This window comes from Nocardia sp. NPDC004604 (assembly GCF_040609795.1).
Taxonomy (GTDB): domain Bacteria; phylum Actinomycetota; class Actinomycetes; order Mycobacteriales; family Mycobacteriaceae; genus Nocardia.
Genome location: NZ_JBEXLC010000161.1, coordinates 1 through 19,672 on the forward strand (window position 1 = coordinate 1; position 19,672 = coordinate 19,672).

17 protein-coding genes and 1 pseudogene are annotated in these 19,672 nt (G+C 65.8%); 7 read left to right on the forward strand and 11 right to left on the reverse strand.

Translation table 11 applies throughout. The features are described from left to right. The 7 genes and pseudogenes from ABZW16_RS36795 to ABZW16_RS36825 form a co-directional block, all read right to left on the reverse strand. Nucleotides 1-4,501 (reverse strand): annotated as a pseudogene (locus ABZW16_RS36795) (hypothetical protein); the annotation flags it as partial. Next, a complete protein-coding gene (locus ABZW16_RS36800) occupies nucleotides 4,498-6,165 on the reverse strand; it encodes a hypothetical protein (protein WP_354960753.1) in 1,668 nt (555 codons plus the stop codon). The gene ABZW16_RS36800 and the pseudogene ABZW16_RS36795, both read right to left, overlap by 4 nt. Before the next feature lie 106 nt (nucleotides 6,166-6,271). Next, nucleotides 6,272-6,691: a YbaB/EbfC family nucleoid-associated protein gene (locus ABZW16_RS36805; protein ID WP_354960754.1), complete on the reverse strand. Its 420-nt coding sequence runs from the start codon at nucleotides 6,689-6,691 to the stop codon at nucleotides 6,272-6,274. Nucleotides 6,692-6,710: 19 nt separating this feature from the next. Then, complete coding sequence (locus ABZW16_RS36810; RefSeq protein ID WP_354960755.1) at nucleotides 6,711-8,096, reverse strand: hypothetical protein; 1,386 nt, start codon at nucleotides 8,094-8,096, stop codon at nucleotides 6,711-6,713. A gap of 256 nt (nucleotides 8,097-8,352) precedes the next feature. Then, nucleotides 8,353-8,574 (reverse strand): hypothetical protein, encoded by a 222-nt coding sequence (locus ABZW16_RS36815; RefSeq protein ID WP_354960756.1) that lies wholly within the window; start codon nucleotides 8,572-8,574, stop codon nucleotides 8,353-8,355. A gap of 466 nt (nucleotides 8,575-9,040) precedes the next feature. Further along, nucleotides 9,041-10,486: an NADP-dependent phosphogluconate dehydrogenase gene (gndA, locus tag ABZW16_RS36820; protein ID WP_354960757.1), complete on the reverse strand. Its 1,446-nt coding sequence runs from the start codon at nucleotides 10,484-10,486 to the stop codon at nucleotides 9,041-9,043. 72 nt (nucleotides 10,487-10,558) lie between these two features. Further along, on the reverse strand, nucleotides 10,559-11,056 hold the full coding sequence (locus ABZW16_RS36825; protein WP_354960758.1) for a MarR family transcriptional regulator: 498 nt from the start codon (nucleotides 11,054-11,056) through the stop codon (nucleotides 10,559-10,561). A 68-nt stretch (nucleotides 11,057-11,124) separates the two neighbouring features. On the opposite strand from ABZW16_RS36825, the gene ABZW16_RS36830 reads away from it, so the two are divergent. Next, a complete protein-coding gene (locus ABZW16_RS36830) occupies nucleotides 11,125-12,711 on the forward strand; it encodes a DHA2 family efflux MFS transporter permease subunit (protein WP_354960759.1) in 1,587 nt (528 codons plus the stop codon). Between the two features lie 462 nt (nucleotides 12,712-13,173). On the opposite strand, the gene ABZW16_RS36835 is transcribed toward ABZW16_RS36830, so the two are convergent. From ABZW16_RS36835 to ABZW16_RS36845, 3 genes are read right to left on the reverse strand one after another with little or no spacing between them, the layout of a single operon-like run. Further along, on the reverse strand, nucleotides 13,174-14,064 hold the full coding sequence (locus tag ABZW16_RS36835) for a PaaX family transcriptional regulator C-terminal domain-containing protein (protein WP_354960760.1): 891 nt from the start codon (nucleotides 14,062-14,064) through the stop codon (nucleotides 13,174-13,176). Between the two features lie 23 nt (nucleotides 14,065-14,087). Beyond that, nucleotides 14,088-14,936, reverse strand: coding sequence for a tryptophan 2,3-dioxygenase family protein (locus ABZW16_RS36840; RefSeq protein WP_354960761.1), 849 nt, complete (start codon nucleotides 14,934-14,936; stop codon nucleotides 14,088-14,090). Between the two features lie 58 nt (nucleotides 14,937-14,994). Continuing rightward, complete coding sequence (locus tag ABZW16_RS36845) at nucleotides 14,995-15,864, reverse strand: helix-turn-helix transcriptional regulator (protein ID WP_354960762.1); 870 nt, start codon at nucleotides 15,862-15,864, stop codon at nucleotides 14,995-14,997. A gap of 348 nt (nucleotides 15,865-16,212) precedes the next feature. Here ABZW16_RS36845 and ABZW16_RS36850 point away from each other — a divergent pair, with 348 nt between their 5' ends. Further along, nucleotides 16,213-16,551, forward strand: coding sequence for a hypothetical protein (locus tag ABZW16_RS36850; protein ID WP_354960763.1), 339 nt, complete (start codon nucleotides 16,213-16,215; stop codon nucleotides 16,549-16,551). Between the two features lie 3 nt (nucleotides 16,552-16,554). On the opposite strand, the gene ABZW16_RS36855 is transcribed toward ABZW16_RS36850, so the two are convergent. After that, nucleotides 16,555-17,820: a helix-turn-helix transcriptional regulator gene (locus tag ABZW16_RS36855; protein WP_354960764.1), complete on the reverse strand. Its 1,266-nt coding sequence runs from the start codon at nucleotides 17,818-17,820 to the stop codon at nucleotides 16,555-16,557. A gap of 202 nt (nucleotides 17,821-18,022) precedes the next feature. Between ABZW16_RS36855 and ABZW16_RS36860 the strand changes: the two genes are divergently transcribed. The 5 genes from ABZW16_RS36860 to ABZW16_RS36880 are packed head-to-tail and all read left to right on the forward strand — an operon-like array spanning nucleotide 18,023 to nucleotide 19,429. Next, nucleotides 18,023-18,379: a hypothetical protein gene (locus ABZW16_RS36860; RefSeq protein ID WP_354960765.1), complete on the forward strand. Its 357-nt coding sequence runs from the start codon at nucleotides 18,023-18,025 to the stop codon at nucleotides 18,377-18,379. Continuing rightward, nucleotides 18,376-18,528 (forward strand): hypothetical protein, encoded by a 153-nt coding sequence (locus ABZW16_RS36865; RefSeq protein WP_354960766.1) that lies wholly within the window; start codon nucleotides 18,376-18,378, stop codon nucleotides 18,526-18,528. Before ABZW16_RS36860 ends, ABZW16_RS36865 begins: the two co-directional genes overlap by 4 nt. After that, entirely contained in the window at nucleotides 18,525-18,833 is a 309-nt protein-coding gene (locus ABZW16_RS36870) for a hypothetical protein (RefSeq protein ID WP_354960767.1), read from the forward strand. Before ABZW16_RS36865 ends, ABZW16_RS36870 begins: the two co-directional genes overlap by 4 nt. 3 nt (nucleotides 18,834-18,836) lie before the next feature. Then, nucleotides 18,837-19,088 (forward strand): hypothetical protein, encoded by a 252-nt coding sequence (locus ABZW16_RS36875; protein WP_354960768.1) that lies wholly within the window; start codon nucleotides 18,837-18,839, stop codon nucleotides 19,086-19,088. Nucleotides 19,089-19,126: 38 nt separating this feature from the next. Further along, nucleotides 19,127-19,429 (forward strand): hypothetical protein, encoded by a 303-nt coding sequence (locus tag ABZW16_RS36880; RefSeq protein ID WP_354960769.1) that lies wholly within the window; start codon nucleotides 19,127-19,129, stop codon nucleotides 19,427-19,429. Nucleotides 19,430-19,672 lie beyond the last annotated feature (243 nt).

Genomic DNA, 19,672 nt, shown 5'->3' on the forward strand with positions numbered 1-19,672 from the left:
CGCGGGCCTGCTCGGGTTGCGACTCGGGCCGGTTCTGACGCGGCGGGCGGTCGGGGCTGCTCGGGGGTTGACCCTCCGGGGGGTCGTAGTAGAACACGGCAGGGTCGAGCCCACCGGGTCCGAAGACGCCTGAGGGCCGCCTGCGAGGCGTCCGGACGTGCCCATCGAGTACGGCAGGATCGACTCCGCCGACGTAGGACTCCCCCGGCCCGGGAGGGATGCCGGGTCCCGGACGGCCGCCCCCGGGCGGCGATCCATTACCTTCGGAGGCGATAGTCCCACTGGCAGTCGCATCATCTGGTTCGCGCTCGTCCTGGTCGTCCGAGTCCGGTGGGTCGAATACCGTGCGAAGCATGCCGCTGGCCTGCGCCAGTATCTCCTGAGCGGAGGCGGTGTCGAGCTGGAACTCGAAGGCCGCCTCTTCGTTCAGCTCGTCGATGGCTTCCTCGATCGAGACCGACTGGAGGAATACGAGTTCGACCAGACGCGCGGCAACGTCTGCGTTCGGCAGATTCGACAGTGCTGCGGAATCGGTTTCGACCGGCGTCGGAGTTGGCTCGGGGGACGATGGCGGGGTGGCCGCGTCGGAGCCGGGGTAGTCGTTGTCCGGAGCGTCGGCCGGAATACTCGGGCCTGATGTGCCACCGGGTGGTGTATGCAGTTCGAACCAGGTGGATTTGGCGTTTTCCTGAACACTGGTTCCGTGGTTGTCCGACAGCATGGCGACGAACTCGCCGCCGCGGCCGCGCTCGGCGTCCCAGGCGGGCATACCGGAGCTCTCCGGGACGACTTCGCTTTCGTCGGTGACCGTGAACCGGATCTTGCGGACTTCGTCGGTATCCGTTTCGGTGACGATGACCGAGACCTTGCCCTGGGTGTGCCGCAGCGAATTCGCCACTAACTCCGAGACCAGCAGTTCCGCGGTGTCGATCTGGTCCTCGGTGAGCGAGGGGAACTTCTGCCCTAGTGATCGCACCCATGCACGGGTACGGCCGGCGGCTCGGACGCGCTCACCTTCTTGACCCACCTCGCCGGTCGCTTCGCCGGCTTCGCGCACCACGAACTCTTCACGGATCGGCTGCGCGGCGGGCTGGTTCTTCTTACGCTTTTTCGGCTGCGGGGTCGGTACCGGTATCGGTGTAGGTGGTTCCGGCGCCATCTCCGGGGTAGGAGTCTGCGGTGGTTCGGGTTGAGGTGTCTGTCGTTTGGGTTTGGGTTTTTTGGGCTTATCGGCTGAGGCCGAGGCCATCATTGGATTTGGGCGTGTGGGGCCCACTGATGGTGGTAAGGGACCGGCAGGCATGGTCGAAGGGAGTCCGGCGCGGGTGGGTTCGGTTGCGATGCGAGGGATGTCTTGGATGCCGTGGCGATCGAGTTGTGGGGGTGTGGTGGGGTCGGTTGGGGCGCCAGGGGTTCGGGGGTCGGGTTCGAGAGCGTAGTGGGACGGTGGGTTGAGTTCGGTGGGGCGGTCGGCGGGTGTGGCGGGTAGGTGTGGTGCGGGGGTGTTGTTGTGGCGGGGCAGGGGTGGTTCGGAGTCGTGAACGCGGGGTTTTTGCCCATCGTCTTCGGGGGGTGCGCCGGGGGTGGCGGTGTCGGGGATCGGTACCTGTGGCCGGTCGGTGAGGGGTATGGCGGGTCCGGTCTCAGGCAGAGCTGGAGTGGTGGGGTGCGGGACGATCGGGATGGCGTTGGGGGGTGGGCCGTGTGGTGGGCCGTGTGCTGGGTCTTGGCCGGGGAATTTGTAGTCGGTGAATGGTTGGGTGTATTCGTCGATCTCTTTGTTCGAGAACTCCTCCACCTGGGGTTGTGCGGGGCTGTCGCTGGGCATCGGGGGTGTGACGACGGTGCCGATGCGGTCGGGGAATTCTTCTGGTTCGCTGGGGGTTTGGTTGTTGTTGGTGGGCTGCGCACCCGATATCGCGGGCAGGGACGCCGAGTGTTCCGCGGTGATATCGGGATTCGACGGCCCGTGCCCAGCCAGCGCCGCCGCGCCGGCCAGCGCTGGGGGTGGGATCGCCTGGGTTGCAAGGGTGTTTGCGGGTGCGCCGGAGGTCGGTGTGGCGGCGTGCGGCTGCTGTGGTGAGGCGCCTTGCTGGTTGGCTTGGTGGTGCGGTGTGTTGGCGTGTGGCTGGGGTGGGTTGGTTTGCGCGGCTTGGGGTGTGGCCTGGGGCTGGGGTGTGTCGGTTTGTGGTGTGGCGTGTGGCTGGGGTGGGTTGGTTTGCGCGGCTTGGGGTGTGGCGTGTGGCTGGGGTGGGTTGGCTTGCGCGGCTTGGAGTGTGGCCTGGGGCTGGGGTGTATCGGTTTGTGGTGTGGCGTGTGGCTGAGGCGTGTTGGCTTGCCCGGCCTGTTGGTTGGCGTGGGGTGCGTTGGTCACAGGTGTGGGAGCGGGTGCAGCCGTTGCGCCGACGGGACCAGGCTTTGCCTCCGCCTGTGCGGTCGGGCTCTTCGCCTCCGTCGGCGTGCGCGACGGCGTCGGGCCGGACTCGCTGCCCAGCCCCGGTTCGACCGGTGTGGTGCCTGCGGCGTGCGGCGTTGCCGTGGGGGAGTTGCCGGCCGGTGTGACCGGGTCGTTGGGAGCCAACTCGTAGTCGAAGAAATCGAGGTCGAGCAGGATGGCCTCGTCGGGGTCGGGCGGTAGTTGGCCGGGTCCCTTCCCGGTCGCGGGCGGTTGCGAACCCGGTCCGCCTCTGGTTGGCGAATCCCCGTGCGAGACAGGTGGTCCCGCCGTGACACCCGGCCCGTTGCCGCCTCCGGCGCCGCCGAGATCTTTGACGGGAGCGACGTAGGGGGTGTTCTCGGCATGGGTGTCGGCACTCATCGTCAGCACCGATCCCGGTGTGGCGCTGGGCTGGCCCTCGGCGGCGAGGACGGTTCCGGCCAGGCTCATTTGCGGAGAGTCGGGTCGGCCACTGTGGAATTGGGCGGTGCCGGGGAGGTCGGTCGACGACGAGCTTCCTGGTGCGGCCATGGGATCGGCCGGTGCGTCTTCGAAGCTGCCCTCGGTGAGTGCTCGCAGGGCATCATCCCAGGAGCTCCAGCCGTGGCTGGCCTCGGATGTGGATCCGGGGGACGTCGGCGATGCGGGTGGGGCCTGCGGCGTGCCCGATTGCGGTTGGTTGGGATCCGAAGGCGGCGGGGTGCCGCCCTCGTCGAGTTTGCTGAAGGCCTCGTCGTATGACTTGCCGATCTCGTCGATCTCGGCGGCCATCTCCTCATGTGACGGCCGATCTATATGACCGTCACCGCCGGTGTGCGGGGTCTGGTCGGGTTCTGGTCGGATCGGGAGGCTGTCGCGCGAGCTGTCGTTGCGGGGTTCGCTGATCTTGGGGATGGTCTCCTGGTGTGGCCGTGGTGTGTCGGCATTGGTGTGTGGGCTGGTCTGGTCGGGTTCTGGTCGGATCGGGAGGCTGTTGCGCCAGCTGTCGTTGCGGGGTTCGCTGGCCTTGGGGATGGTCTCCTGGTGTGGCCGTGGTGTGTCGGCATTGGTGTGTGGGCTGGTCCGGTCGGGTTCCGGTCGGATCGGGAGGCTGTCGTTGCCGCTGCTGCGGGACCGGCCGATGTCGGGGACGGTATTCTCAGGGGGCCGGACGACGCTCATGGCTCGCGTGGCGCGCATTGCCGCGGTGAGGCCGCCGATCAAGCCACCACCCATACCCATCATCACCATCTCGACGAGGTTGCGGCCGGTCAGCTTGGTATTGGTGAGTGCGGACATGGTCACTGCGCCGGCGGCCCCACCCGCAGCGCCGCCGGTGGCGCTGGCGAGCATGATGGCCACGCCGCGTCCCGTGGTGCGGGTGAGTGTGGACAGGACCGCGCGGGTGGCGACGGAGCCTGCCAGGCCACCGGCGCCACCGGCGGCCGCCGCCACCCAGACCTGGCCCCAATCCATGCTGGTACGGCGTCCGGGTTTGCCGTGGCCCTGGACGATTTGGGCGTATTGCGCACCGGCGACGACGCCGCCCATGGAGACTGCGCCCATGATGGTCGCGCGAATGGCGAGCGCCATATGGGGGAATCGCTCCATGAAGGCGGCGGCGCGCTGGAATATGAAGGTGAGGGTGTCGCGACGGGCGGCGGTGGCGGCAACGTCGGCGGCGATGCGGTCGCTGGCGGCTTTCATCGGTACGGCGGTATCGATGAGCAGGTTGGCGAGTAGGACTGCCCCGATACCGATCACGATGTACTGCTCGAGTTCGATTGCGTTTGCGGAGTCGTAGAGCAGGGTGGCCATGCCGTTGGCGAATTCGCGTTGATTACGCGTGTTCGCGATCTGGGTCTTCAGCTCTCCTTGGATCGCCTCGCCCGCCTCGCCCTGGATTGCCGCGGGCACGTCGCGCGCGAGTCGTTCGAGGTCTCGCAGCGTAATGGTGAGACGTTCGGCCGAGCGTGCCCAGGCGTCGGCCGCGGCGCGCATGGCGTCGGGATTCCCGACCGGAAAGTGGCCGATTACCCAGCGGGTCAGCCAGTCCGGGAAATGGGGCGGGATCGTAATACTCACCGGGGCGTCGACCGCTCTCTGGCGCCCTCCACCAACAATCGATACAGCACCCGCGCCGGACCACACGCGTCATCGCCGCGCAACTCCACCTCGGCGAATGCCGCGACCAACGCCGCGCGCGGCTGGAACCGGTCGTCAACGATGCTGTCGCCGCCCAACTGGTCTCGCCACCGCCGGTAGCCGCCGACGATGCGGGCCAGGGTGTTTCCGGCGTCCCACGGGCCGTTGATGCGCCGATATTCGGTGATCAGGGCGCGCTGCGCCAGCCGCCGGATGGGCTGACCAGCCTGCTCCTCCAGGATCCGGCCGAGGTCGCCGACGATCGTCGAATACATCGGTCGCTCCCCGGATCCGGCTACCGAGTTGCCGGATTGTATTGCTGCGTAGACCTTTTCGCTGAACTGGGCCGGATTCGTGACGAGGGTGCGGTCGAGCAGGATCCACGACCCGGTGCTCGCCCATTCCGATCCGTCATCGCCTCGATCCCGGGTTATCTGGGAGATCTGGTCGCCGAGTTCGGTGATCTCGATCCCGCCGAGGTCGACGAACGGATATTTGCCGAGAATGTCGTCGATGGCCGCGGCCAGCTGGGCGACCATCTCCTGTCCGATACCCGAGGTGTCGAAGCCGGCGAGCCGCAGTTCGTGCCGATCGGCGAGCTCCCGGGCCGCCGCCAGGGCCGCTGCATCGGTCGGTACCTGGATGTGCTCCGCCGCGGTCGATCCGCGCTTCTTCTTGCGGGACTTGCCGTCTCGCTTCGGCTCGGTAGGCCGCGCCGGACCCACGCCGGTCGGCGGGGGCGCGAAGACCTGTCCCGGTGGGCGAGCGCCGGTACGGACACCCGACCAGGGAGTGCCCGACGGTACCGACGGGAAAGCCGTTCCCGGCGTTCGCGACCACGGTGTGCCCGTTGGCTTCTCGGCGACCGCGGGATCACCGGCCCGGGGTGGCGCTGCGGCGGCGGGCGATGTCGTGCCCGGCGCGGCCGGGATCGAATCATCCGTGACCGGCGGTGACGCGGCATTTTCGTTGCCCGCGGCCGAGCTTTCCGCAGCGGGCTGGGGCGCGGCGTCCGGTTCGATCGACGGTGTGCTCGAATCCGGGTACCAGGGCTGCTGGTAGGCAGGTGTGGGTCCGCCGACCGGGTTGTAGCCGGTGAAGTCTGGTTGCGGATAGGTAGTCGGAGTGCTGTTCGGCTGGGTAGGCGAGGTGGCGGCGCCGCTGTCCGGCAGCTTTCGCGGTGTGTTGGCGTTATCGGGATTCGATCCGAAACCGGTTGTGGGTGAATTGGTTCGGGACGTACCGGCACCGGGCCACACCGGATCTGTCCCGGAGGACACCGGTTGATTCGAGCCGGCGGTGCGGATCCGTTGACCGCCGTCCTGGTCCTGGTTGTGCAGAGCGTCGTTGACCTCGCCGACGGCCTTACTCAGTCCGCGAATATTGTCGACCAGGTTCTGGTACCCCTCCAGCCCCTTCTTCGCCTGTGGCTCATAGGTTTCGCCGATCTTCCGTCCCGGGTCGTCGTCACCCCAGGGTTTGCCCTCGCGGGCCAGGGTGTCCTTCAGTTCGCCCAGATCTCGGTGCGCAGCTTCGGCGACGGCGGTGAGCTCGGCGATCAGCGCATGGACGCGATTCGGATCGATATGCAACGACTGGCCCATGCCCGGTAACCCTTCAACCCTCACCAGCGAAACCGAGAAGGCGATTGCCTGGCGAAAAATCTTACTGCGACCACACCCCCCTCGCCGTCATTGGGAATAGATGGGGCTATCCATCGCCACTCTCCACTTCGCGCCGCTCGCGCAGGCTCGGTGCGCCGGACACCAGATCGGACAGGTCGGGCATCGCGTCGGCGGCGGCGGCGACCGGGGCCAGGATCTGTCGGGTCTGCTCCCGCACGCGACGGGCCGCCTCGCGCCCGGCCTCGGTGACCGACCGGCCCAGCTGTGCGGGAGTACTGCGCTGGGCATCCGCGGTGAACCGCACATCGATGAGCACACCGGCACTGTCCACGGTCACCTCCACCAGTCCGTCCGCCGAGGTCGCGGTACTCCGTGCCGCGTCGAGCTGGCGCTGAACGCCGGCTCGGCGCTCGCGTTGCTCGGCGAGTGCGTCGAGAATCTGCTCGACCTGGTTGCGCATCCCGAAGTTGGCCGAGCGCAGTCCTTCTCGTTCCCAACGGTCCATGACAATCCTCCGGTCCGGATCAGCTGTGGCGTGTGGCGTAGCGGCGTTCGAAGTCGGCGATGTAGCCCGGCGGATCGATGGATGTCGACGACTGCTCGAACAGACCGTCGTCGCCGACATAGAAGATCGCCCGATCGCTCGCGACCATCCCGGCGGGCACCGGCACGTGCACCATCCAGCCGACGCTGAATCGTTCGGCGACCAACTGCTCGAGCGGATATCCCGTGGTGTCCAGTACGCGCCCGGTGATGTAATCGCGCACCCGCGAGACCGCCTCATCGGCGGGCATCGGTTCCGGCGTGGGGGGTGCCAATCCGGCCAGCGAGTACTGATAGAGCGCACCGTCGATGTCGAACCGGTCGTCCGCGCCGAACACCGCGACCAGCTCCCGCCGCGTCACCCTGCCGACCTCTGCCGCGGCCAGCAGCGCGGCAATCGCTTCCCGCGCACCAGGATTCGGCTCGGTGCCGAGCAGATCGGTGACAATCCCCAGCACGGTTTCCCTGGTCCAGACCCCGGGCACCGCCACGGCGCATTCCTCCGCCGACGGCGACGATCCGCGATACCAGCGCCCGTTCTCCCACCAGTAGCAGAACGACAGCAGACCCGATGCGGCGCGCGGGTCGAGCACCGGATCGGCGACCCAATCCGGTGCGCCAGCATAGAGATTCGGCATCGGCTCGCCGCCGTTGTAGACCGCGTCCAGGGTGGGGGCATTCCACACCCCGCCCGAGAGCACCGCGCGCCCGGCCGGGAGCGCATGCAGCGTGGACCCGTCCAACGCCGCGCCCTCGAACACTCCCGTCCACGGGTGCATCCGCGGACCGAGCTCCGATCGGGCCGCGACGAACGCCGCGGCGATCGTCGCCCAGCGCGACCACATCTGCGGGAACGGGGGAAATTCATACTCCGCCAGCGTCGCCCACACCTGGCGGGATCGATTGCCGCGCGCCTGGGCGGCGGCCTGTTGTGGACTGCGCCGTTGCCGGTCGCCGTGGCCGATGTAGGCGCCCAGCCATACCGGTATCTTGGCGCGCGGATACGCCTCGAGGTCGGCGAGATACGCCTCCGGACCGAACAGCTGCCCGGGCGGGAACGGCTGCTCGCCATAGTCGTAGTCGATATCGATCGCGCCGGAATCGGCCAGTATCACCAGCATTCGCCACCATGGTCCGCCATTGGTTCGAGCCGCGAGTGCCCGCATTTCCCGGACCAGGGCAAGAACCGGCTCCGGTGGCGATATCGGAATCAGCTGCTCGCCGACGGAATACGCAAGCTGTCCGACCTCGCCCGCCACCGTGACGGCGAATACCGCGTCCGCCCGCTGCCAGCCCTTCGGCCCGAGCGTAGCCAGTGCATCGGCGAGTCGCTGCTCGGCGGTTGGTTCGCTCGGTTCGTCCGCCAAGCGGTCCTCCTCATTCGCGCGCTTGATACGTCATTCCGGGTCCTCATTTTCGAGCCTTCCCAGAGGTGGGACTATCGTTAGGAATTCCGAGGTCGATGTGCATCCCGGCGGTGGTCTCGGGTGATCGCCGGGCGCCGGGGCGGGTGACCGTATCCCACGAGACCGATCGACGTATCGAGCGGTGGCCAGCGGGGCGGGCGTACCCGTTGGATCGCCCGACGTCAGGTGGCAATCGCGCGACCAGTAAGGATGGGACCTAGCGGTACGTCGGGCACGCCGCGACGACGGTGCCGAAGCTCGCCTGGTCAAACGGTCTGGCGTGCAGCCATAGCGTGGCGTTTGGATCGAGACCGACCGCACCGCACAGCATCTTGCCGTCGACCATGGTCACTATCTGTGGCGGTTCCGCGGCGGGTGTCGAGTCGGCGAGTGGGACCGTGATCGCACCGCCCGCCAACGCGAGGGCGGCGAAGGCCACCAGCGGCACCGAGCGACGTAGCCGCCGAAAAGTGTTGCCCGCGTGGGTCCGGTACTCGAACCGAAAGGTCTCCGACGAGGGATCGCTGGCGGGTCGCGGTGTGGACGGGCCGCGGATCCGGCCGAGAGCGCCGCCGCGAGCGTGGCAATGATGGCCACGACCACGACGCCCCTGACAAAGTCTCGTGCCGAATCCGCGAGCCGGTCCAACCCGGTGAATCCCGTGGCGAAGGCCGCCGCGCTGAAGATCGCGAATACCGCGATCAGGACGATCGACCAGCCCGTGGTGAATTTCCGTGTGGCCGCTGGACGAACACTTCGAGCATCGTCCGAAGCCGGAAATCCTGCTCGTCCTGCGACACGAATACCACGGTAAAGTGTTGCCACGATTGGGAATCGTGCGCGTATGAGCGAGTCGACCCGCGCGCCAGCGCGCACGCCGGGCCTGCGCGCTGGCGCGAGCGAACTCAGTCGGCGGAGACCTCGCTGCGGTCGCCGCTCCACAGGGTGTGGTACTTGCCCGGTGCGTCGATCCGCTCGTAGGTGTGGGCGCCGAAGAAATCGCGCTGGCCCTGGGTGAGTGCGGCCGGGAGCCGTTCGGCGCGCAGGGCGTCGTAGTACGACAGTGAGGACGCGAACGCGGGCACCGGGATGCCGAGCATGGTGGCGGTGGCGACCACACGGCGCCAGCTGTCGATGGCCGTCTCGATCGCCTCGCGGAAGTACGGCGCGAGAATCAGGCTCGGCAGGGCCGGGTTCTGGTCGTACGCCTCCTTGATCCGGTTCAGGAAGCGGGCGCGAATGATGCAGCCGCCGCGCCAGATGGTAGCGAGATCGCCGGGGTGCAGATCCCAGTTGTATTCCACGCTGCCCGCGGCGATCTGGTCGAATCCCTGGGCGTAGGCGACGATCTTCGACGCATAGAGCGCCTGGCGGATGTCCTCGGTGAATTGCGCTGCGTCGGTGGGCTTTTCGCCGAGCTTGCCAGCGGCGAGACCGACCGCGGCCTTGCGCTGGGCGCGTGCGCCCGACAGTGCCCGTGCGAAGACCGCCTCGGCGATGCCGGTGACCGGGATGCCCAGATCGAGTGCGGACTTCACGGTCCAGCGGCCGGTGCCCTTCTGCTCGGCGGCGTCCACGATGACATCGACCAGCGGCTTGCCGGTCTTGGCGTCGACCTGGTTGAGCACTTCGGCGGTGATCTCGACGAGGTAGCTCTCCAGTTCGCCGGAGTTCCACTGGGTGAAGACGTCGGCGATCTGCTTGGCGTCGAAGCCGAGCGCGTCGCGGAACAGGTGGTACGCCTCGCCGATCAGCTGCATATCGGCGTATTCGATGCCGTTGTGCACCATCTTGACGAAGTGGCCGGACCCGTCGGGGCCGATATGCGTGCAGCACGGCGTGCCGTCCACCTGTGCCGCAATGGATTCCAGCAGTGGTCCGAGGGATTCGTAGGACTCCTTCGGGCCGCCGGGCATGATCGCCGGACCGTTCAGTGCGCCCTCCTCACCACCGGAGATGCCCGCGCCGACGAAGTTCAGCCCGCGCGCCTTCATCGCGGCCTCGCGGCGAATGGTGTCGGTGTAGAGCGCGTTGCCGCCGTCGATGATGATGTCGCCGGGCTCCATCGCGTCGGCCAGTTCCTCGATGACGGCGTCGGTCGGATCGCCCGCCTTGACCATGATCAGCACCCGGCGCGGCTTCTCCAGCGCCGCGACGAACTCCTCGATCGTCTCGGCGCGCACGAAGTTGCCGTCACCGCCGTGTTCGGCCAGCAGTGCGTCGGTCTTGGCGATGCTGCGGTTGTGCAGGGCCACCGTGTAGCCGTGCCTGGCGAAGTTGCGCGCGATATTGCTACCCATGACCGCGAGGCCGGTAACCCCGATCTGTGCGGATGCTGTTGCGGACGCCATGAATCAGCTCTCTCCGTTCGACGGGCGTTGTTACCTATCGTCCGAAGCTTAGTCACCTCCGGCGACGACGATTCACCCGTGTCGCTCGGCCTTTCGCTGATGTTCGCGCCAGCGGGCGATGAGGCCGTGCATATCCTGCTGGACGAAGTCGAAGAAGTCGACGGCCTCGGTGAGTCGGCGCCCGGTCGGGGTGTCCACGCCGAAGGTGTCGACGCCGTACTGCAGGTTGGCCTTCCACGCGTCGAGTGAGTCGTTGCGCAGGGTGAGCACCGTTTCCCACACATTGTCGCGAATGCGGTACTGGTCCTTGCGGGTGCGCGGCACCCGCTCCCGAGAGACGAAACCGATCTGCGCGAGGAACCGGACCGCACCCGATATCGACGGCTGACTGACCTGTAGCGCCTCGGCGAGTTCGGCCGAGGTCATGACGCCTTTTTCGCTGATCAGCATCTGCGCGAGAACCCGCGCGGCCATCTGTGGCACGCCGCTGGCCGCCATTGCTCCGCCGAGTCGTTCGACGAACGCTCGTGCTCGCTCCGATTCCGCTGTCGTCGGGTCTGTTGCCGTCATGTGCAGAGCCTACTCCGTCAAGTTTCTGAACTATTGCAACTATCAGAGATTAGTAATAGTGTGCCGACATGCTTCCCAATGAACGAGCCGACCATCCGTCGGACTCGAACCCAGCCCTGCTCGATGCCGTCGCACCGGGCGAACTCTCCGGCACCCGCCGCTTCGGTGTATTGGCCGCGCTCTGTCTCGCGGTGCTGGTCGTCGGTCTCGACACCACGGTGTTGAATGTCGCGCTCCCGACGTTGTCTGTCGACCTCAGCGCGTCGACCGAACAGCTGCAGTGGATCGCCAACTCCTACAACCTCGTCCTGGCCGCACTGCTGCTGCCCGCCGGACTGCTCGGCGATCGGTTCGGCCGCAAAAAGATGCTGGCCGCGGCGCTGGTCCTATTCGGAGCCGGTTCGGTGGTGTGCGCGCTGTCCAGCTCGGCGGGGCAGCTCATTGCCGCGCGCGCCTTCCTGGGAATCGGTGCGGCGCTGCTGGTTCCGGTGGTGATGTCGCTGATCGCCGTGCTGTTCCCGTCGGAGGTCGAACGGAAGAAGGCGATCAACTTCTTCGTCGTCGCCAACAGCATCGGTCTACCGCTCGGTCCGATCGTCGGCGGTCTGCTGCTGGATCACTACTCATGGGCGTCGATCTTCTGGATCAATGTTCCGGTCGCCGTGGTGGCGGTCGGCGCGGTCGTCGCGCTGATTCCGGAATCGCGCAGTTCGGTGCGGCCGACGATCGACTACCTCGGCATCGTGATCTCTTCGGCAGCGCTGGCGGCGCTGGTCTACGGGGTGACGCTGGCCGGTGAAAGGGGCTGGGGCAATGGGTGGGCGATCGCGTTCCTGGTCGCCGCGGCGGTACTGCTGACGATCTTCGCGGTGCTCGAGGGCCGTTTCGGCCGGACCGGCACGCCGCTGATCGACGCGCACCTGTTGCGTTCGCGGTCCTTCGTATGCGGCACCCTGCTCATCACCGTCACGGTATTCGCAATGTTCGGCCTGCTGTTCACGATGCCGCAGTTCTTCCAGGCCGTACAGGGCGCGGACGCGCTGGGCACCGGGCTGAAGCTGCTGCCGTTCATCGGCGGCATGGTGATCGGTGCGAAACTGGCGACACCCGTCGATACCGCGGCGGGCACCAGGATCACCGTCGCGATCGGATTCGTCATTCTCGCAGTCGGATTGGCGATGGGCGCGCTGACCGATGTGGACTCCGGCTACGGCTATGTGGCCACCTGGATCGCGATCGCCGGTGCCGGTGCGGGTTTCGGTATGCCCTCGGCAATGAACGCCGCACTGGGAGAACTCGATCCCGACCGCGCCGGCGCCGGATCCTCGCTGATCCAGGCAATGCGCCAGGTCGGCGGCACCGTCGGCATCGCCCTACTCGGCACCGTCCTCAATGCCACCTACCGCAGCGCGGTCCACACCGACGGACTGCCCGACCAGGCCGCAGCAGCGGTCGAAAAGAGCGCCGCCAACGGCATAGCCATTGCCCACCAACTGAATTCCCCACAGCTCCTCGACTCGGTAACCAATGCCTTCGTCGACAGCATCGCAACAATGCTGTGGGTATGCACCGCGATCGCCGTGGCAGGCGCCATCGCATCGATCCTGTTCCTACCCCAGCACGCCAAGGCCGTCGACCCAACCGACCTGATGTAGCGAATTACCATGGGCGGCCCGCACATTGAGTACAGGCCGCCCGAGCACGTCGATACACCTTGGCCTCGGAGTCGCCGACACCTCTACTGACTTGCGCCCCGATCCACGCGGCATGGTCCGCATCGGTGAACCTCCGGCCGCCCAGCCCCATCGGCATTGTCCACCGTGCAGTTCCCTGCGTTCAGGGTGATCACGTCCAACGCCCGCACCAGATCTCCCGCCAACTCTCTGCCAAGACGTTCCCAGTGGGCCGATCGCCGCATCCACGCCAAGCCCCCTCAGACCGCTGACCGCCGTACGCCACCGCGTTCGATCACGGACCCGAGAATGCGCTGGTGCAGGTGGGCTCCCGGTGTTTACTTGCATGAGCGCATGGTGATCGCTTGTCCAAGGGGTTGGGTTGCGGTTGCGCGCGAGTGTCGGCTTCGGGGCCGTTGCCGGGTTGTTGTTTGGCTGGGGTGTTCAGGGCTTTTCGACCAGCGTTCGCACCCGGTGGCGGCTTGGTTCCAGGTAGCGCTGGCGGGCCTCGGCGAATAGGTGCACGCTGGCTGGGCCCGGCCAGTCGGCGGGCAGCATTTCGTTGGGGAGGCCTGGGTCGATATAAGGGAGGGTTCGCCATTCGTCGAGCATCAGGGTGAAGCGTGCGAAGGTGTTTCGTTCGGTGGGTTCGTTGAGGATGTCGCGGTGCCGCTGGTAGAAGGTTCGGTGCCGGGCTGCGAGATTGTCCAGGTCCCACCATTGCGCGGCGGCCTGTCGCAGGCTGCCGGGTACGACTGGGTCGGTGGCGCGGAACGAGGTTACGTAAGCATCGAGTTCCAGGGCGGTGACGATGGCGGCGACCTCCGCTGCGAGGTACTCGGGGTAGATCCACAGACCCGCCGAGACCGTGCCGCAGCCGATCGCTGTCAGCCGTCGTCGAAGTTGGTGTCTGGCGGCGCGTTCGGATTCCGGAATGCCGAAGGACAGGAGCCGCCAGGCGTCACCTGCGGCCATCTGGCGGAATCCGAAGATGCGCGGGTCGCCGCGCGCGAACATCGCCAGTGCGGGCTCGGTCAACGCATAACCCGCACGTCCACTACGGCTTTCGGCGTGCAGCACGCCCTTGGACTTGAGTCGGGTGATCGCCGTGCGGGTGCTCGGTGCCGGAATGTCCAGTAGGGCGAGCAGTTCGGTGAAGTCCGCGATCGCGATCCACCCGCCGAGATCGCGGACGTATGCGCCGAGCACGGTGCGGGCCAGCGATGTCGCGCTACCGGGCCGCGCGTCGATGTCATCGAGTACCGCGCCCGCGAGCTGCGGATCAGGCGTTCGCTCGAGGCGAGTCGAACGGTGGTTGGGGTGCTGAGCCGTCATGTGATTCGATCCGCCATTGCGGGTCAGTGTCCGGTCCAGGTGCGGGCGGCGAAGAGTTCGGGGAAGTAGGTGTGTTCGAGTGCGCGTTGCAGGAATCCGGCGCCGCTGGATCCGCCTGTCCCGCCTTTCCTTCCGATGACGCGCAGCACGGTGCGCAGATGCCGGAACTGCCACAGCTGGAAGTTCTCCTCGAGATCGACCAGCTCCTCGAATGTTTCGTACACGGACCAATGTTGTTCCGGAGCTTGGTAAATGGACTGCACCAAGGCGAGAAGTTCGGCGTCGAGGGTGTGGGCCTCGGTGACATCCCGCTCCAACATCGAGCGGGGCACGTCGAGCCCGGTGCGGGCGAGGTGGTGCCAGAAGGCGTCGTAGATGGTCGGTTCCCGCAAGAGCGCGGCCAGCTGATCGTATGCCGCCGCATCGGATTCGAAGACCCGAAGTACCGCCGCGTTCTTATTGCCGAGGATGAACTCGATGGCGCGGTACTGATAGGACTGGAAGCCAGATGAGTTTCCCAGGAAGTGGCGAAACTGCGCGTACTCGGTGGGCGTCAGTGTCGCGAGCACCGACCACTGCTCGGTCAGCGTTTTCTGGATGTGCTTCACCCGCGCAATACATTTCAGCGCGACCCCGATGTCATCGCAATCGAAAGCCGTTCGCGCGGCCCGTATTTCATGCAGCACCAGCTTCAACCACAGTTCAGTGGTCTGATGTTGGATGATGAACAGCAATTCATCATGATGCTCCGGTCGACTGACCGGATGCTGCGCACTGAGCAACGTATCGAGGTCCAGGTAGGCGCCATAGCTCATGCGGGAACTGAAATCGGTGACAATGTCCTGTTCGAGTGCGTCACGGTGAATGGTCATCAGCGGCCCCGTTCTCCTTCGGTCCCCGGTTCACCGTATTACACCATCGTGACGCCCGCTAGGGTTGTGTCATATCGCGATTCGGTGACCGATCGAGAGTCCGGGCATCCGTAGCACCGAGGCTGGCCAGCAGGCGCAAATTGTCGTGGGATTCGGTGCCGGATTCGGCGGACAGGACAACGAGTTCGGTGCCGGTTTCCTCAGGGAGAGCGAAGTTTTCCTGGTGTAGGTCCAAGGTGCCGACCAGAGGGTGGGCGAAGGCTTTTCGGCCGTGCGTCCGGGAGCGGACATCGGCGCGGGCCCACAGTTTGCGGAAGCGGTCGCTGTGCACGGCCAGTTCACCGATCAGGGCCGACAGTTTCGGATCGTCCGGATACTTGCCCGCGGCCAGACGCAGGTGGCCGACGGTATCGCGGGTGCAGACTTCCCATTCGGCATAGAGTGAGCGGCCCTCGTCGTCCGGGTCGTCCAGGAAGATGTGCCGGGCGATATTCAGACCCTTCATCGGACTGCGCCCGTACAACAGTTCCGCGAGCCGGTTGCCCGCCACCACGTCGAGGCGGTGATCGACGATGAACGCGGGCGCGTCGGGAATGAGATCGAGCACCCGCAGCAACTCGGGGCGGATGCGGACATTCGGTGCCGACTTCGCCGGGCGTTGTGGGCGGCGTGCCAGTCGGTGCAGGTGCTCGCGCTCCACCTCGTCGAGGCCGAGCACCCTGGCCAACGCATCGAGCACCTGCGCCGACGGCTGCCGGGCCCGCCCCTGCTCCAAACGCACGTAATAGTCGACGCTCACTCCGGACAGGTGCGCGACCTCCTCCCGGCGCAGTCCCGCGACTCGACGGCGCGAATCGGTGGCAATGCCGACCGACCCCGGATCCACCCGGGATCGCCGCGTGCGCAGGAAGTCGGAGAGATCGTCCATCCCTCCAGTATTGCCACGGGTTCGCGGGCCGAGGGTGGTCCTGCTGGTACCAGGAAGTCCCGTCCGATGGATGAAGCGTCTCTGAACGGCGGCCGCGTCCGCTCCCAGGATCGAAGACATCCGATCCGAAGGAGCGGCGGTCAGCGACCACAACTCGTTGTGTGGTCGATCGCATCCAGCGCGCACCGTTGCAAGCACGCAGAATCGGATAACACCGAGACTGACCGATCCCCAGCACGACAGCCGCCATCAACCGGGGCGGCATCGGATATGGGTGGGCAACAAGGACCAATTCGATATCCACCCGACAGGCGTCTCAGCACGAGGCCCATCCCTATCCTGGTAGTTATGCCCGATGAGTACGTGAATGTGTCTGTCACAGTGGCTGCTGACGGGTCTGTCGTTGAAACGACATACGCGCAGGAACACGTGGCTGATATCCGGGTTCAGCCCTTCGGCTCAGGTAGTTATGACGTCGCGTTTATCACGACCGTGGAAGTGTCACCCTGCTCGGTCGCAGAGGCGACGAGCGAGGGTGGTTACGCGTCAGTGAAGGGCCTGTACTGCAATTTCAGCCCCGCAAACCCGAAATATGCCTACCAGGTAACGGTGCGGGTGCAGACATCTCGCGGACAGGAGGCAGAGTCCACGGACAGCGGCTTTCGGCTTGACCTGCAACTCGCCTAGGAGTTAGACCAGGAGTTCTCGACGGGCGTCCCGAAACTCGACGACGGCGGCTTGGCTCTGCCATGGATTGAACGCCCGATCCAGCAGTTCCAGTTCCTTCGCAAGTCGTCCCGAGCCCGAGCCACTTCCGGCGGAGATCGCTTCCATACCCAGGCTCGCGGCGTGTTCGACGTCGTCATTGCCTACGTGTGCCATCGCTGCGCGTACCAGATAGACGGACCTGTCTCTGGCGTAATGAGGAGGCAGCGTGTCGAGCACATGCGTGAATTGCTCTGCCGCAGTGCGGTAGTCGCCCAACGCCGACAGGCTTCGCGCCCGGTGGACGTTGATGTAGGAGTGGTCGAACCATCCCGCCCATGGGAGGTCCGGGTCCATGTCGGGGCTGTCGACAGATTCCAACGCCATGTTGTAGGCGTTTTCTGTCGCGTTATGGTCGCCGAGCAGCGCGTGACCATGCGCGGCACGCATATTGGCGAGGGCTGCGATAGGTGTATCGCCGGGGGCGGTGCGTATCGCGGCGGCTGCGAGCGCGACCGTTTCGCCGCCATCGCCTTCGTCGCCGGACAGGTGTGCTTTCCGGTTGAGGATGTAGGAGGACATGGCGTCGTCGCCGGATGCCATGGACCACTGGAATGCTCGGTCTGTCCAATACTCGGCGGCAGTGAAGTCCCCTGAGTCCTGGTGAAGCCAGCCCGCGAACTCTGCGTAGCTGGTTTGCATCTCGAGCAACCCGGTGGTGTCCGTGCCGTTCAATCTGCGCAACTGGCCGATGACCTGGATCTGTTGTTGCACGATCGGGATCACGGTGGTCGGCCCCAGCAGGCTGTCCTGGTCGACGAGGACACGTTTGAGTTGACGAAAGTGGTCAAGGTAATCGACGGAAGAGTTGCGGTTCAACGCGATTCGCGAGTTGAAACTCGTGCCGATTGCCGCTTCCATGCCGACCGCCGCGATGAAACTGCGCCTGGAGATCGGCATGAACTCGCCTTCTCCGTTCTCGTAGGGATCGTCACGACACGACTCATCGTGCCCGTCGACACCTCCGTTGTCGAGATCGAACATCGCCACCGCGGCGATCTCGATCAGACGCCCGGATGCGGACAGTTCCCGGTCGAGCAGCCGGACGATATCCGCTGGCGGCTTGCGAATTCCTCGTTCAAACCGCGACAGGTCCCCCGCGTTGTAGCCGATCCGGCGAGCAAGACTTCGCAGCGACTCATGGCCACGAAGTTTGCGCAATTCGTCGCCGAATGGACGCCATTGCTCCATGACCCACCTGCCCATGAGCCCTCTACCAGCGTTGCAATATCGCCAACACTGCAACGCTAGTGCAACACCGGCGGTCCCACCGAATCTTTTGGGTAGCAGCCGATGCCGAGCTACACGCCCCCCTTCGACAACCGAATGGAGTTCGTGTCACCCGGTGCTGGGTGCCCACCAACATTGGAACACGCACTGAGGGATGCCACCCATGCCTGTAGGAACAATCGCCCCGATCGTCACGGCCGCCGCGATACTTGCCCTGTGGTGCGGCATCGGATACTGGCTGCCCTATCTGATCGACCGCGACGACACCATTCCGGACGGCGCGGTGTCGAGCGTCGATATCCTCGATCGCGTCACCGCCGAGGGCGCCCTGAGAACCGATTTATGGGAGCTCGAGCCGTCGCATCGCGCACCGCCCGAGCCGTACACGCCAGAGCAGGCGCACGCCGAGATGCGGCGGCACCGCGATTGCCGCACCGACATCTGCTCGGCGAAAAACGCCGCGTTCTGGACACTGGCTGATTCCGGGCAGATCGTGGCCGCCGCGAGGGCCGTCCGATGAGCGTCAGCGAACTGCCGAAACGGTCCGCATTCGTCGGGCCGCAATGCTCGGTCTACTGCGATGTGCCGACCGAACTGATGAGGCGTTACCTCGAAGCCCTGAACGCCCACGAGTGGACGGATGCTGAACGGCCCGAGGAGGCGCGGTGAAGCGAAATGCGTTGCACACCAACGCGATACCAGGGAAGGTCGCGGTGTGGCAGCTCGTCGACCGCGCCGCCCGCATACTGCGCGTGCAGCTCACCACCGAGGCATTCACCGCCTACCGCCTGCCATCACTGATCAAGCTGCCCGACGTGCAGCCCGGCACGATCATGTTCGACACATACCCGGATTTGGTCGACGCTCGCGAGCTGCTTTCCGAGCATGGCGACCTGTGGGACGCGGTACGCGAGGACTACTGGGCCGCCTTATTCAATACTGCGGATCCCCCGCCGCCGGGCGTAGGCGGCTAGCAGATGACCGAATTGCATTCCACACGAACGGATATCGCTCCATCGGTGCGGGCGCTGCTCGCTGCCTTCCATGAGGACACTCACAAGAAACTCGACCGTGCCCCCGTGGATAGCCGTCCGATATTTCAGCGCGCGGACGGCTCGATGATGCGGGTTGACGAGGACGGGTGGATATCCGACTCGGACGCGGACCTGGACAAAGCTGACGCACTCACGATCACGCCTATCAGCGTTGTCGACACCGAAACGTCGTGACCGGGTACGAACCGGAAGCGAGAGCGAAGGAAAACCCCATGCAACCCATAGCAATCGGTCTGCTGCTGCTCGAAATCGCCGGATCGGATCGGCAACGGTACGAGCAGGTAATCAGACATCTGGCACAGCGCCAAGGCTACGAGCTGGCCGGACTGCTCACCATCGGTACCGACACCTACATGCCGACGACACTGGTAGTTGAAACCGTATGCAAGGCAGGAGCTTCCGCCATCCTAACCCCCGACCTTGCCCACTTCGGCGGACACGCGAAAGCGGTCGCATCGGCGTGCGATCTGGTGACTCCGGCTGGGATTGTGCCGCGATCCAGCGGGGAACGGTGATCGCGTCCGAAGAGTCTGGCCCCAGAATCGCGAGCACCCACTCGGCCGAATCATCCACCTACACAACGTATTCGATCATATCGCACACGATTGGCCGCGGGTTGGTCTCAAACCGCCGCCCCTCGGACCTGTGTTCCAGAGATCACCCCAGTCATCCCGAAGGAGCCGGACATGATCAACGTCCCCGCGAATCTGAAGAGCGTGCGCGTCGCAGTCCTCTACGGGCCGGTCTCAGAAGAGGAT